Origin of the sequence: Geothrix fermentans DSM 14018, from assembly GCF_000428885.1 — a bacterium.
Classification (GTDB): Bacteria; Acidobacteriota; Holophagae; order Holophagales; family Holophagaceae; genus Geothrix; species Geothrix fermentans.
On record NZ_KE386810.1, the window covers coordinates 646,063 to 659,691 of the forward strand.

The 13,629-nt window shown below is 66.2% G+C and carries 13 protein-coding genes; 5 read left to right on the plus strand and 8 right to left on the minus strand.

Annotated elements, in window-relative coordinates; genetic code table 11:
• Positions 1-3: 3 nt before the first annotated feature.
• Genes G398_RS0113510 through G398_RS0113525 form a run of 4 tightly spaced genes read left to right on the plus strand, consistent with a single transcriptional unit; the run spans position 4 to position 4,048 of the window.
• The gene (locus G398_RS0113510) at positions 4-327 is read left to right on the plus strand and encodes a hypothetical protein (protein ID WP_026853988.1); all 324 of its coding nucleotides are present in this window, start codon (positions 4-6) and stop codon (positions 325-327) included.
• 25 nt (positions 328-352) lie between these two features.
• Positions 353-1,024 carry a hypothetical protein gene (locus G398_RS20900; RefSeq protein ID WP_026853989.1) on the plus strand — a complete coding sequence of 224 codons (672 nt, stop codon included), beginning with the start codon at positions 353-355 and terminating at the stop codon, positions 1,022-1,024.
• Positions 1,000-1,839, plus strand: a complete 840-nt coding sequence (locus G398_RS18530) for a sensor histidine kinase (protein ID WP_026853990.1) — start codon at positions 1,000-1,002, stop codon at positions 1,837-1,839. Before G398_RS20900 ends, G398_RS18530 begins: the two co-directional genes overlap by 25 nt.
• A gap of 46 nt (positions 1,840-1,885) precedes the next feature.
• Complete coding sequence (locus G398_RS0113525) at positions 1,886-4,048, plus strand: S9 family peptidase (protein WP_026853991.1); 2,163 nt, start codon at positions 1,886-1,888, stop codon at positions 4,046-4,048.
• Here the strand turns inward: G398_RS0113525 and G398_RS0113530 are convergent, their stop codons facing one another.
• The 8 genes from G398_RS0113530 to G398_RS0113565 all read right to left on the minus strand — a co-directional run bounded on the left by G398_RS0113530 (position 4,049) and on the right by G398_RS0113565 (position 11,838).
• The gene (locus G398_RS0113530; protein WP_169720672.1) at positions 4,049-5,311 is read right to left on the minus strand and encodes an MFS transporter; all 1,263 of its coding nucleotides are present in this window, start codon (positions 5,309-5,311) and stop codon (positions 4,049-4,051) included.
• Positions 5,312-5,431: 120 nt separating this feature from the next.
• Positions 5,432-5,860 (minus strand): CBS domain-containing protein, encoded by a 429-nt coding sequence (locus G398_RS0113535; protein WP_043484984.1) that lies wholly within the window; start codon positions 5,858-5,860, stop codon positions 5,432-5,434.
• A 10-nt stretch (positions 5,861-5,870) separates the two neighbouring features.
• A complete protein-coding gene (locus G398_RS0113540) occupies positions 5,871-6,575 on the minus strand; it encodes an ABC transporter ATP-binding protein (protein WP_026853994.1) in 705 nt (234 codons plus the stop codon).
• Positions 6,568-7,287, minus strand: coding sequence for an ABC transporter ATP-binding protein (locus G398_RS0113545; RefSeq protein ID WP_026853995.1), 720 nt, complete (start codon positions 7,285-7,287; stop codon positions 6,568-6,570). Before G398_RS0113545 ends, G398_RS0113540 begins: the two co-directional genes overlap by 8 nt.
• Complete coding sequence (locus G398_RS0113550) at positions 7,287-8,336, minus strand: branched-chain amino acid ABC transporter permease (protein WP_026853996.1); 1,050 nt, start codon at positions 8,334-8,336, stop codon at positions 7,287-7,289. Before G398_RS0113550 ends, G398_RS0113545 begins: the two co-directional genes overlap by 1 nt.
• Positions 8,337-8,346: 10 nt before the next feature.
• Positions 8,347-9,216 carry a branched-chain amino acid ABC transporter permease gene (locus G398_RS0113555; RefSeq protein WP_026853997.1) on the minus strand — a complete coding sequence of 290 codons (870 nt, stop codon included), beginning with the start codon at positions 9,214-9,216 and terminating at the stop codon, positions 8,347-8,349.
• A 66-nt stretch (positions 9,217-9,282) separates the two neighbouring features.
• A complete protein-coding gene (locus tag G398_RS0113560) occupies positions 9,283-10,428 on the minus strand; it encodes an ABC transporter substrate-binding protein (RefSeq protein ID WP_026853998.1) in 1,146 nt (381 codons plus the stop codon).
• A gap of 147 nt (positions 10,429-10,575) precedes the next feature.
• The gene (locus tag G398_RS0113565; protein WP_026853999.1) at positions 10,576-11,838 is read right to left on the minus strand and encodes a porin; all 1,263 of its coding nucleotides are present in this window, start codon (positions 11,836-11,838) and stop codon (positions 10,576-10,578) included.
• Between the two features lie 479 nt (positions 11,839-12,317).
• Between G398_RS0113565 and G398_RS0113570 the strand changes: the two genes are divergently transcribed.
• Complete coding sequence (locus G398_RS0113570; protein WP_026854000.1) at positions 12,318-13,559, plus strand: porin; 1,242 nt, start codon at positions 12,318-12,320, stop codon at positions 13,557-13,559.
• Positions 13,560-13,629: the final 70 nt, after the last annotated feature.

Genomic DNA, 13,629 nt, shown 5'->3' on the forward strand with positions numbered 1-13,629 from the left:
CCTGTGTCCACCCAGGCCTTCGACCCCGCCCGAGACCACCGCATCACCCGCGAGGAGGCCGAGGGCCTCGTCCGGAACTTTCACGCGCAGGCGGCGGCCGGGGCGCACCGGTCCTCGGCCTTCAACCGCAGCGCCTTCGAGCAGCTCCTGGCCCAGCCCGGCGCCGCCGGCATCCGCATCTACCATGCCCGGCACGCGGACCATTCGCCGACGATGGTGATGGTGGCGGTGGACGAGCAAGGCGCAGACTTGGCCGGAGCCTCCTCCCTGTTCATCCAGAACAGCCACGACTGTCCGCCGTACTGCGCGGGTTCCAGCCTCCTCTGAGCCCCTTGAGGATTCGGGTGTCCCGGTGATCAGACCCCTGTACCGCTGGATCTTCCTCTACCTGTTCGACCCCTTCATCCTGGCGCCCATGCTCGCCTTCGCCTGGGCGCGGGTCCGCGGGGGGTTCCATCGCCCCTCCTGGATGCGGAGCTACCTGGCCGTCCAGGTCTTCGACCTGCTCCAGGGGGCCATCTTCATCGCCCTGGCCATGTCCCACCGGAACAACCAGTGGTTCCGGCACCTCTCACAGCCCCTGGTCTTCGCAGGACTGCTCTGGGTCCTGGCGAGGACATCCACGCCCACACCCCGGCGCAGGGCCCTCTACCTGGCCTGCCTCGGGATCGGGCTGCTGGCCGCCGTGGCCGGGGTCTTCCTGAACGGGCTGTTCCTCCGGAATGCGCTTTTCACCACCACCCAGAGCCTGATCTTCACGGGGCTGGGAACCTATGAACTGCGCAGACTCATCCTCCAGGACGACGACGAGGCCCTCTCAAGCAAGCCCGAGTTCTGGCTGGACGGTGCGATCCTGATCTACGGTTCAGCCACCCTGATCTTCAACGCCAGCTCCAACTTCTTCCTGAGGACGCTGCCGCCGCACCTGCTGCCTCTTCCCTGGCTCGTGAACGGACTCGTGATCGTCTTCTACCAGATCTCCCTCGCCAAGGTGTTCCTGTGCAGGAAGCCCATCTCTTCCTGATCTTCACGCTCAGCACCTTCGTGGTGGTGGTGCTGGCCTGGCTCGCGCTCTTCAGCGCGGTGTCGGCCAAGTCGCGCATCATCCGCGAGCAGCGGAAGGCCCTGGAGGCCGAGCAGCGGCTGCGCCTGGCCCAGGAGGCCTTCACGGAGAACGCGCACCACGAGCTGCGCACGCCGGTGCAGGTGCTGGGGGGCCAGCTGCAGATGCTGCGGGACCTGGAGCCCCGGGAGGACCAGGCCGCCATCCTCGGCCAGGCCCAGGAGACCACCATGCGCCTCGGCCATCTGGTGCAGGGGCTCCTGGACTACTCGGGCCTCACCCAGGGCACCCTGGCCCTGCGGCCGGGCCCCTCGGATCTGGGCGCCCACTTGGCCCGGCTCGGGAACAGCCTGGAGGCCCGGGTCCGGACCAAGGGACTGGAGGCCGAGGTGACCCTGGAAGCGCTTCCGGCGCCCCTGGTCTGCGATGCCGCCCGCCTCCTCCAGGCCCTGGAAGCCCTCCTCGACAATGCCCTGGGCTTCACCGAGCGCGGCACCGTGTCCTTCCGCATGACCACCCGTCCCGAGGGCCGGAGTTGGCGCCTGCGCTTCGAGATCCAGGATGAGGGTCCGGGCCTGCCCCCGGACTGGGAGCGGCTGCTGAAGCCCTTCGAGCAGGAGGAGCGGAGCCTCCGGCGGCGGCGGGGCGGCCTCGGGATCGGCCTGCCCCTGGCCGCGGGCATCGTCCAGCTGATGGGCGGCCGGATGGGCCTGGTTCCACTCGCCACGGGGACCCTGGCCTGGGTGGAGATCTCGTTGGTGGAAGCTGAGGGCTGACGACGCCTCGTTTTCCGATATACATGGAAGATCCCCTGGAGCCTCCATGTCCGTCCGCGCCATCCTGGCCTGCCTGATCCTCGCCCCTGTCCTGCTGGGCCAGGGCGCCGGCCGGCTCACCCTCGAAGCCGTCGCCCACCCCGCCAAGCGGGTGGCCTACGCGGGCCAGCCACCGACCCGCCTGGCCTGGCTGCCGGACGGCGCCCTGGTGGAGACCCGCCGGACCGGGGACCAGGTGGCCCTCTACCGGGTGGATCCAGCCACCTGGGAGCGGAAGCCCCTCCTGGAATCCAACCGCCTCCAGGCGGCCCTGGTGGCCGCGGGCGCCGGCGAATCCGCCGCCAGGGCCGCCCTGGGCCGGGGCGGCCTCACCTGGAACGAGGACCACAGCGCCTTCCTCCTGGACGTGGCGGAGGAGCTCTTCCTGGTGGACGTGAAGGCGGGCGCAGCCAAGCGCCTGGCAGGGGGGAAACCTGAGGAGCCGGCCTTCAGTCCTGACGGGACCCAGGTGGCCTACCTCCGGGGCAGCGACCTCTACCGCGCGGACGTGGCCACCGCCCGGGAGACCCGCCTCACCACGGGTGGCAGCGAGACGCTGCTCAACGGGCGCCTGGACTGGGTGTACCAGGAGGAGGTCTACGGCCGCGGCAGCTTCCGCGCCTTCTGGTGGGCGCCGGACTCGAAGCGCCTGGCCTACCTCAGCCTGGATGAATCCAAGGTGCCGGTCTACACGCTCATGGACGACCGCTTCCAGCCCCAGAAGGCCGTGGCCACCCGCTACCCCAAGGCCGGAGACCCCAACCCCGTGACCCGGCTGGGCGTGGTGGACCTCGCCGGGACCACCACCTGGATGGACGAGCCCTACCCGGGCCAGGAGACCCTCATCGTGCAGGTGGGCTGGGATCCGGAGGGCCGCCTGCTGGCCATCCACCAGGACCGCGTCCAGAGTTGGCTGGATCTCCGCCGGTACGACGGCGCCGCCTCGAAGCGGCTCATCCGGGAGAACGGCCGGGCCTGGCAGGAGCGCCTGCCCCTGCCCCGCTTCCTGCCGGACGGCGGCTTCCTCTGGGAGTCCGGCCGCACGGGCCACCACCACGTCTTCCGCTACGGGAAGGACGCCCAGCTGCTGGGCGCAGTCACCGCCGGAGACTGGGACGTCCGGCAGGTGCATGGCCTGGACGCCGCGGGCCGGACGCTGTACTTCGACGCCACGGAGCGCAGCCCCATCGACCAGGATGCCTACCGCATCGGCCTGGACGGCAAGGGACTCACCCGGCTGACAGAGCGCCCCGGCACCCACCGCGTCCGCTTCAATGCGGCCTTCACGGCCTTCCTCGATACCTGGAGCGACATCCAGACGCCCCCCCAGCAGGCCCTCCGCGACGGCGCCGGACGGCTGGTGCGCCTCATCGACGCCAACCCCGCCGGCCCCTGGAAGGCCCTGAAGCTCGGCAAGGTGAGCTTCCAGCAGGTGAAGACCCGCGACGGCTTCCCCATGGAGACGCTCCTGGTGCTGCCCCCGGACTTCGATCCCGCGAAGAAGATCCCGGTGTTCCAGTACATCTACGGCGGGCCGGCCTCGCCCGTGGTGCGGAACGCCTGGAGCCGGGACATGCCCTGGTACCAGTTCCTGGCCCAGCAGGGTATCGCCACCTGGATCTGCGACAACCGCAGCGCCTCCAACAAGGGCGTGGCCAGCGCCTACGGCATCCACCGCAACCTGGGCGCCCAGGAGCTCCAGGACCTGCTGGACGGCCACGCCTGGCTGAAGCAGCAGGGCTGGGCCGACATGGACCGGATCTGCCTGGACGGCTGGAGCTATGGCGGCTTCATGACCACCTACGCACTGACCCACAGCAGGGCCTGGAAGCTGGGCATCGCCGGAGCCCCGGTGACGGACTGGCACCTCTACGACAGCATCTACACCGAGCGCTACATGGGCCTGCCCGCTGACAACCCGGCCGGCTACGACACCAGCTCGGTGCTGAAGGCCGCCGGAAACCTCTCCGGCCGCCTGCTCCTCCTGCACGGCACCCTGGACGACAACGTGCATCCCCAGAACACCGTGATGCTCATCGACGCCCTCCAGAAGGCGGGCTCCCCCACCCAGCTCGTGCTGCTGCCGGGCTCGGACCACAGCCCGAGGGCGCCCCAGCACAACTGGGCCCGCTTCCAGGCCATGTGGGAGTTCCTGTCGAAGTACCTGTGATCAGGCTTCCTTCGGCGACATCACCCGGTCGTAGATCCACAACAGGGCGGCCGTGAGCACGCCCACGCCGATGATCGTCCAGAGCATCCCCGCCGGCGCCCGCTTCACCTCCCCGAAGTGGTGCATCAGCTTGCCGCCGAACCATCCGCCGATGAAGGAGCCCAGGCCGATGGGCAGGAAGGCGAAGCCCATGTAGGTGCCCTGCTGCCCCGGGGGGGCGAGCCGCGAGATGTACTCGTAGTACCGCGGCGACTGCACGATCTCGCCCAGCGCGACGCACACCAGCGTGAGGATGACGCCCGTCACGCTGGGCACGAAGATGAGGACCAGCCAGGCCAGGGAGGACATGAGGGTGCCCAGGGTCACCGCCTTCACCGAGGCGATCTTCTGGGTGGCCAGGTTGATCAGCACGGTGAGGGTGATCACCACCAGGGGGCCCGTCGCCAGCAGAAGCTCCGTGTCGGCTTTGGGATCGACGTACTTCACCACGTAGAGCGGCAGCGTGATGAACTCCTGCCAGTACACCACCCAGTAACCCGTGAAGATGAGCAGGAACAGCATGAACTTCGGGTTCGAGACCACCGTGAGGAAGTTCCGCCCTGTCTCCCTCAGGGAGGGGACCGGCGCGTCGCCCTCCTTGCGCGGTTCCTTGAACAGGATCAGGACGGCGAAGAACATCAGGAACACGCTCACCGCGGCCACGCGGAAGACGTTCTCGACGCTCATGTGCCGGTGGACGTAGGAGGCCACGTAGGGCCCGGCCGCGCCGCCGATGTTCACCAGGGTGTAGTAGATCGAGTAGCCGATGGACCGGACGTTCTCCTTGGAGGCGCGGGCCGTGGTCCCCACCACGGCGGGCTTCACCAGCGCGATGCCCAGGGCCGGCAGCATCAGGAGGAAGGCCACCAGCGCGCTCAGGGGCACAGCCCCGCGCACCGGTCCCATCCAGGCCGATCCCAGGGAGCCCAGCAGGAAGTAGGAGCCGGAGAGGATCAGGTAGGCCAGGGAGAGGGCCCGGCGGAATCCGAGACGGTCCGCGATGGCGCCGCCGAAGGCCGCCAGGAACCACACCAGGCCGCCGAAGAGGCCCGCCAGGCTGCTGGCATGCTGGGTGGGGAAACCCAGGGACTCGTTCAGGTACCGGGCGAGGGAGGCGAAGGCCGCGTAGTACGAGAGGCGCTCGAACAGTTCGCTGACGTTCGCCACCCAGAAGGGGCGTTCAAAGCCATCACGGATGTCGCGCAGACGTCGAGCAAGGCTCAAGGGGCCTCCGGCAAAGGGGGATCGCCCCTCGATCTTCCCGGGGATCCGGCACCGGGGTCAACCCGCCCCCGGCCCTCCGGCCGCGGGCGGGTGGCCCGGGAATCCCAGCCCCCGCGCCGGCTACTTGCCGGCCTTGGCGAACTCCACCACGGCCTTGAGCATGTCGCCCACGGACATGATGCCCACGAGCTTGCCCTTGGCATCCACCACGCACAGGCCGTACAGCTTGTGGTCCAGGATCGACTGGGCGGCCGTGGCCAGGTCCGTCTCCGGCGTCACGGTGTGCGGGTGGGCGTTCATGACCTCCTTCACGGCGGTCTTGGAGAGCAGGTAGTGGACTTCCCAGGTGTCCAGGGAGGTGGCCTTGCCTGGGGTGTAGTCCTTGATCATCCGCTCCGTGATCAGGCCCGCGAGGTGGCCCTTGGCCATGACGGGAAGCCGGCGGATGCCCTTCTCCTTCATCAGGTGGATGGCCTCGATGATCGAGGCGTCCTCGCTGATCGTGACCGGGTTCTTGGTCATCCACTGGGAAACGGTGCTCGTGCTCATGGGAATCTCCTCACATGCCCAGGAAGGCCTTCTTCACGTGTTCGTTGTTGAGCAGTTCCTCGCCGCGGCCCGTCAACACCACCCGGCCGGTCTCCATGACGTAGGCACGGTGGGCGATGCGGAGGGACTGGTAGACGTTCTGCTCCACGAGGAGGATGGTAACGCCCTCTTTGTTGATGCCGGTGATGATGTCGAAGATGTTCTTCACCAGCAGGGGGGAGAGGCCCAGGGAGGGTTCGTCCAGCAGCAGGACCTTGGGGTTGGCCATGAGGCCCCGGGCGATGGCCAGCATCTGCTGCTCACCGCCGGACATGGTGCCGCCGAGTTGTTTCTCGCGCTCCTTGAGGCGCGGGAACAGCTTGAACACCCAGTCGATGTTCTTCTGGCGGTCCTTGCGGGTGGCCTTGACGTAGGACCCCATGCGGAGGTTCTCCATCACGGTCATCTCGGGGAAGATGCGGCGCCCCTCGGGCACCTGGACGATGCCGGCCTCGACGACGTGGTGGGGGGCCATCTTCCCCAGATCCCTGCCGTCGAAGGTGATCTTCCCGGAGGAAGGCTTCACCAGCTGGGAGATGTTCTTGAGGGTGGTGGACTTCCCGGCGCCGTTGGCGCCGACCACAGTGACGATCTCACCCTCGTTCACTTCCAGATCCACATCCCACAGGACCTTCAGGTCGCCGTAGGCGAAGTTCAGCTTCTCGATCTTAAGCATGGCTCTCACCCAGGTAGGCGTCGATCACGTCCTGATTGCTCACCACCTCCTGGGGGGTGCCTTCGGTCAGCTTCTCGCCGGAGGTGAGGACCACGATCCGGTCGGAGATCCGCATGATGGCCTTCATGTCGTGCTCGATGACCATCTGCGTGAGCCCGTGCTTCTTGATGTCCAGGATGAGGCCGATGATCTCCTCGCTTTCAGCGGGGTTGAGGCCGCCCATGACCTCGTCCAGAAGCAGGAGCTTGGGTTGCGTGGCCAGGGCCCGGGCCACCTCGAGCTTCTTGCGCTCGCCGATGGGCAGGCCGCCGGCCAGGAAGTCGGCCCGGTGTTCCATGCGGACCACCTTGAGCTGTTCCATGGCCATCTCCCGGGCCGTCTTCAGGGAGGAGGTGCGCGCCAGGGCGCCCACCATCACGTTGTCCACCACCGACAGCTTGGCAAGGGGCCGGACCTTCTGCCAGGTCCGGACCATGCCGAGCTTGCACACCTTGTCGGGCTGGAGGCCGTTCATGCGGCGGCCATCGAAGAGCACCTCTCCCTTGGAGGGGGGGTAGTAGCCGGTGATGCAGTTGAACAGCGTGGTCTTGCCCGCGCCGTTGGGTCCGATGAGACCCATGATCGTGCCCTCCTCCACGGAGAAGGACACATTGGAATTGGCCGCGAGGCCGCCGAAGAACTTGCTGACGTTCTTGATCTCCAGGATGGCCATCAGACCGCCTCCCGATGCCGGCGCGCCGCCAGCTTCTTGACGAAGCCCATGAGCCCATCCGGCATGAAGAGGATCACCAGCACCACGAGGATGCCGTAGAGGAGGACGTGCGCATGGGCGAGGTTCTCCTTCAGGAAGACTCCGACCTTCGAGTCCACGCTGACCAGGCCGATCTTCACGAGCAGGTCGGTGATCATGTTGCTGCGGAGGGCCTCGGACAGGGGTACCAGGATCAGGGATCCGAGCACCGGGCCCCAGAGGGTGCCCATGCCGCCGATGATGCAGATGAGCATGATCTGGACGGAGACATCCAGCCCGAGCACCGTGGGCGGATCCACGAACCCGACGTAGATCCCGTAGAAGCTCCCCGCGAGCGAGGTCAGGACCGCCGAGATCACGAGGCCGATGTTCTTGTAGACCGCGATGTGGATGCCCAGGGAGTGGGCCGCGTCCTGATCCTCCCGGATGGCTTGGAAGTAGTAGCCCAGCTTGGAGTGCTGGACCCAGTAGGTGACCGCAATGGTGAGGAGCGCCAGGAAGAGGCCGATGTAGTAGAAGGGCACCTTGGTGAGGAATTCCGTCACCACGGTCTCACCGATCTTGAAGGCCGGGATCTCCGTGGCCAGGATGCCTTCGGCCCCGTTGGTGAGGGTGGTGAGGTTGATGGCGGACAGGCGCATGATCTCGGCCACCGCGATGGAGGCCAGCACGAAGTAGGGGCCGCGCAAACGGAAGCAGATGCTCCCGATGATGAGCGCCACCACGACCACGGCCGCCATGCCGGCCCAGACGCCTACCCAGGGGACGACCTGCTTGGCGTGCATGAGCATCATGGTCGTGTAGGCGCCCACGCCGAAGTAGGCGGCGTGGCCGACGGAATGCTGCCCCGCGTAGCCGCCCAGGATGTTCCAGCTCTGGCCCTGGGACACGCTCAGGAAGAGCAGGATCATCATGTGCAGCGCGTAGGGGCTGTCCACGTAGCGGGGGACCGCCAGGAGGGCCGCCAGGACGATGAGGCCGATCAGAGCCTTGAGAATGGTCTTGTTCATGTCGTCCTCCTCAGGTCCGCGACTTGCCCATCAGGCCCGAGGGCTTGAAGAGGAGCACGAGCAGGAAGAGCACGAAGACCACGACATCCTTCCAGCCGGAGGAGATGTAGACCGCGCTCATGGATTCGGTGACGCCGATGAGGATCCCGCCGAGGGTCGCGCCCACCACGCTGCCCATGCCGCCCAGCACCGTGATGACGAAGGCCTTCAGGGTGAAGGTCCCGCCCACCTGGGGGAAGATGTAGTAGGTCGGCGAGATCAGGGCGCCGGCGGTGCCCGCCAGGGCCGCGCCGAGGCCGAAGGCGATGACGGACATGCGGCTGACGTTGATGCCCATGAGTTGGGCCGCGTCCCTGTCCTGGGCCGTGGCCCGGATCGCCTGGCCCGTGTCCGTCTTCATCAGGAACCAGCCCAGGGCCGCCGTGATGGCCGCCGTGATCAGGAACGAGATCAGCAGGGGCGTGGAGATGGAGACCCCTCCGCCCGCCTGGATGGTGGAGGAGGAGTACGAGGTGGTGAGGATCTTGTAGTCCGAGGTGAAGATCAGCATCACCGTGTTGCTCATGATGAGGCCCAGGCCGATGGTCAGCAGGATCTGGTTCTGGGCGACGGCATTGAGCACGCGGTTGATGAAGACCTTCTGGAGGAAGCCCCCGAAGAGGAACATCAGCGGGAAGCTGATGAGCACCGAGACGAAGGGGTCCACGCCCATGAGCGTGAACAGCAGATAGGTGAGGTACATCCCGACCATCATGATGTCGCCATGGCCGAAGTTGACCACCCGCATCACCCCGAAGATGAGCGTGAGGCCGATGCCGATAAGCGCGTACACGCCGCCGATCAGGACGCCGCTGATGAGAGATTGCAGGAATACAGCCATGGGCGCGTAGGGCTCCTGGAGATGGATGGAAGGGGGCGCCTCGCGGCGCCCCCGCTCAGACCTGACCTACTTCCACTTGGGGAAGGGGAAGATGGCCTTCTTGGTGGCGAACTTGGCAGGCAGCACGGTCTCGTAGTCCCCCTTGATGATCTGCTGCACCAGCATCTGGTGGTTGTTCTGGTTGGTGAAGCCCTCGTAGTCCGAGAACTGGACCTCGCCCATGACGCCGTTCCACTTGCCGGCCTTCAGCGCGTTGCGGGTCTTGACCCGGTCGCCGCCGGAGTTCCGGGCGGTCTCCGCCATGATCATCATGGAGGCGTAGGCGCAGGCGGCATGGTAGGTCGGCTCCTTGCCGAACTTGGCCTTGTAGCGGGCTCCGAACTCCTTCGCGCCGGGCCAGTTCACGTCGCTCGTCCACTGGGTGCAGGAGATGACGTTCTCCGAGATGGCTTTCTCCTTGGCGAACTCGGCGGTGGTGAAGCCCGCGCCCGCGCCCAGGAAGGCCTGGGGCTGGAGGCCCACCTCCTTCGACTGCCGCATGAGCAGGATGGCGTCGGCCACGTAGGACACCATGAAGACCAGGTCCGGGTTCTTCGACTTCACCTTGGCGAGGGTGGAGCGGTAGTCGGCCGCGCCCTTGGGATAGGATTCGTCCGCGACCACCTGGATGCCCTTGGTTGCCACGTAGTCCTTGGCGGTTTTGGTGGTGGAGGTGCCGAAGTCGGTGTTCTCGTAGATGAAGGCGATGGACTTCGGCTTGCCGAGGGCCAGAGCCGCGTCGATGAGGCTGGAGGCGTACTTGTCCGCAGGGGCGTTCATGCGGAAGACATGCTTGAGGCCCTGGCGCGTGATCTCCTCCTTGGCGGCGGCGGGGATCAGCAGGGGCACGCGGTACTTCTCGGCGAGCTTGGCCACGGCGTTGGAGCAGGCTGACGTGTAGGGGCCCACCACGCCCACGACGTTGTCGCGGGTGGCCAGCTTCTCCATGGCGCTCATGGAGATCTGCGGCTTGCCCGTGTCGTCCTCCCACACGAGCTGGATGTTGATGCCCTTCTTCTTGAGGTCTTCGTCCGCGAGCTTGATGCCGTTGGTGATGTTCTCCCCGATGGGCGCTTCGGGACCGCTCATGGAATTGATGACGCCGATCTTCTGCGCCATGAGACACGGAGAGAGCGCGATGGCGGCGCCCAGGGCCAAGAGGTGCTTTCGCATGGCAGCTCCAGTGCAAAAGAGATGTGGGTGGAAGGTATCCAGGAGTCTACACCCATCCGCACCCAAAAAAACCACGGAACCCGTGGGTTGTGACCCAAGAGTTCCGTGGTGTTGCGACGGCAAGATCCGTCAGGTTGGATGCGTCGATCAGAAGCCGATCATGAGCGAAGCCACGAGGCTGTCGCCGCCCTGCTCGCCCGTCTGGCCCGCGCGGGGGAGGAGGAAGTTCTTGCTGCGGTGCACGTAGTCCAGCTTCAGCTTGCCGGCGCTGTACTTGGCGGGGTTGAAGAGGAGGTTGTAGCCCACGGTGATCTCGGTGTACTTGGGCTCGAGATCGTTGCCGGTGGGCAGGCCCGTCGCCACGGCGGTGGTGTAGGGGTTGGTGGCCGTGTACCAGTCGTCGCCGGTGTTGTAGTTCAGCACGTCATAGCGGGCGGTGAACCAGTGGCGGCCCATCTTGTAGGCGCCGTCGATGGCGTAGCCGAGGAACTTCTGGTCGAGGTGCTCGCGGCTGGGGTTGGTCGTGGCGGCCGCGAAGAGGGTGGGGTTGCGGCGGCCCAGGAGGCCCGTGGCGACTTCGGCGCTGGCGTGCCAGGTGGCGTTGTCGAAGGCGTAGTAGGCGCCCAGGAGGGTCGTCTTGTCCTTGTTGTCCTTGATCTGGGCGGCGCTGACGTAGCCGGCGGTGGTCCAGGCGGAGGAAGCGTTGTAGGTGGAGTCCTTCAGGTTGGTGAGGCCCTCGCGGTAGTAGGCGCCGAACTTGTGCTCGGGACCGTAGGCCAGCTCGAGGCGGGTGGTCCAGTCCTTCTGGGCGTTCAGGTCGTTGTTCTTGCCGCCGCTGCCGTCATCGGTGGTGCCGTTGGAGACGGCGACGTTGAACTTGCCGTTCCAGCCCTTGGCATCACCGAAGGCGTAGATGCCCCAGACGCCGCGGTCGCGCTTGTCGCCGAACACGCGGTTGATCTGGTTGCGCTCGAAGAAGAGGATGTTCGTCGCGGCGACCATGGTCGCTTCATAGGTGGTCGGCATCTTGAACTGGCCGGCCTTCACGGAGAAGCCGTTGCCGATGTTCCAGGTGATGACCGCATCCTGCAGCACGTTGTTGCCGACGCTGGAGGTGGAGTTGTTCGGGTCGAACATCAGGTTCCAGCTGACGTCGTCGGTGATCTTGCCGTTGAGGTAGATCTCGGCGCGCTTCACGGCGAAGGTGTTCTCCGTGAACCGGGAGTCCAGGCCGTAGTAGTTGGAGACGCCACCGGGCTTGGCCTGGGTGTTGTTCCGCAGGTTGCTGTCCAGCATCTGGGTCTGCCAGAACTCGATGAGGACGCCGGTGAGCTTCACGTCCTGGGCCTGGGCCTGGGTGAAGCCGGCGGCGAGAAGGGCGGCGACGCCTGCGAGGCGGGTGATCTTCATGGATGGGCTCCTATTAAGGGAGGGTTGGAGGGATTGATAAGGGGGGATCGGGATCAGGTCAGACCACCAGATGTCCGGGACATCAGTCACACAGGATCGGGGTGGATCAAACGGATTCAAGCTAAACGCGGGGCCACGTTGCGTCTATCAAAAATGAACGGAAAGTTCCGACGGTTGTGATGCGGGACACAAAGGTGTGGCGACACCCCCGGCACCTGGGTTCCGGGCCGGCGATCCAGCCTCCCCCCAGGTTGATTTCATATCGGCCCTTCAATCCAGGAATACCGGGAATGGGCTGGTCAAATTAAGAGACTTCGCAAGAAACCCGCCACACCAAATCCTTCCAGCCGGATAGAAATCAGGCGGCCCCGCCGGGAATTCACGCCACCGGCACATGGACGGACCCGAGTCTTCGCGACTGCGTCACAGGCAACCGGGAACCTTTTCTCCGTCGGCCCAACGGCCCCCTAGGAGATCCCATGAAGCGCACCCGCAACCTCGGCCTGGCCGCCCTCGCCCTCGCCGCCCTCCCGGCCTCCGCCCAGACGGCGAAGATCGGCGGCGACATCCAGCTCTGGTACACCCAGATGACGGACAGCAACCTCCGCCGCAACAGCGCGGCCCCCGGCGGGTACTACAACCTCCGCAGCGAGTTCAAGGAGAACACCTTCACGATCCGCCGCACCGAGATCAAGGTCTCGGGCAACGTCGCCGAGGGCGTCGACTACGAAGTCATGTTCGACCCCTCCATCTCCACCGGCACGTCGAATCCCAACATCCTCCAGGATGCCTTCATCGTCTGGAAGCCCATCGCCGGCTTCGATGTGAAGGCCGGCCAGTTCAAGAACCTCCAGACCCTAGAGGGCGTGACGAGCTCCACCGAGTTGCTCTTCGCCGAGCGCAGCCAGCTGGGCCGGATGTTCGGCGACAAGCGCGACCGGGGCCTCGCCCTCGGCTTCTCCTACGGCGATCCCAAGGGCTTCGCCGGCAAGGTCACCGCGGCCGTGTTCAACGGCATGAACGATGCAGTCGCCGGCAAGGCCAATGACACCAACGCGCAGAAGGACTTCGTCCTCCGCCTGGACTTCAGCCTGGGCAAGGTGCACAAGTTCGGCGCCTACACCCTCCAGGGCACCACCGACGTGGCGGACAAGGGCAATCCCCCGGCTTCCATCGCGGCCAACCCCGGGGGCGTCTGGCCCAGCCAGGCCGCCATCTACGACAACAAGGACAAGACCACCAACCTGGGCGCCTTCTACGCCTACCAGGACGGCACCTGGACCTTCACGGCGGAGTACATGACCGGCCTGCTGGGCCGCCGCTTCGCCACCCTCGCCGCCAGCGCCCCCGCGGTGAAGCGCGAGCACCTGGACCAGAAGTTCCAGAGCTACTACGTGACCGGCGGCTACACCTTCGGCCACCACAGCTTCCTGGCCCGCTACGACATGATGAACCTCAACAGCGGCGACGACTGGTACACGGCCACCAACCCCTACACCACCAACGTGGCCACGGGGCTGCCCACCGGCACCGACTTCGAGCCCAAGTACACCGAGGTCACCGTCGGCTACACCTACGCCTGGATCCCCGAGAAGGTGAAGGCCGCCAACTTCAAGGTCAACTACATCGCCCGCAGCAAGAACTTCCTCAAGCCGCTGGGCACCGAGACCGGCGAGCAGGGCGGCAACACGGTCGTGGCGGCGCTGCTGGTGGCCTTCTAGCTCCATCGCTCGGCCCGACATCCTGGCCCGGACCTGCCGGAAACGGCAGATCCGGGCCCTGCTGCATCGC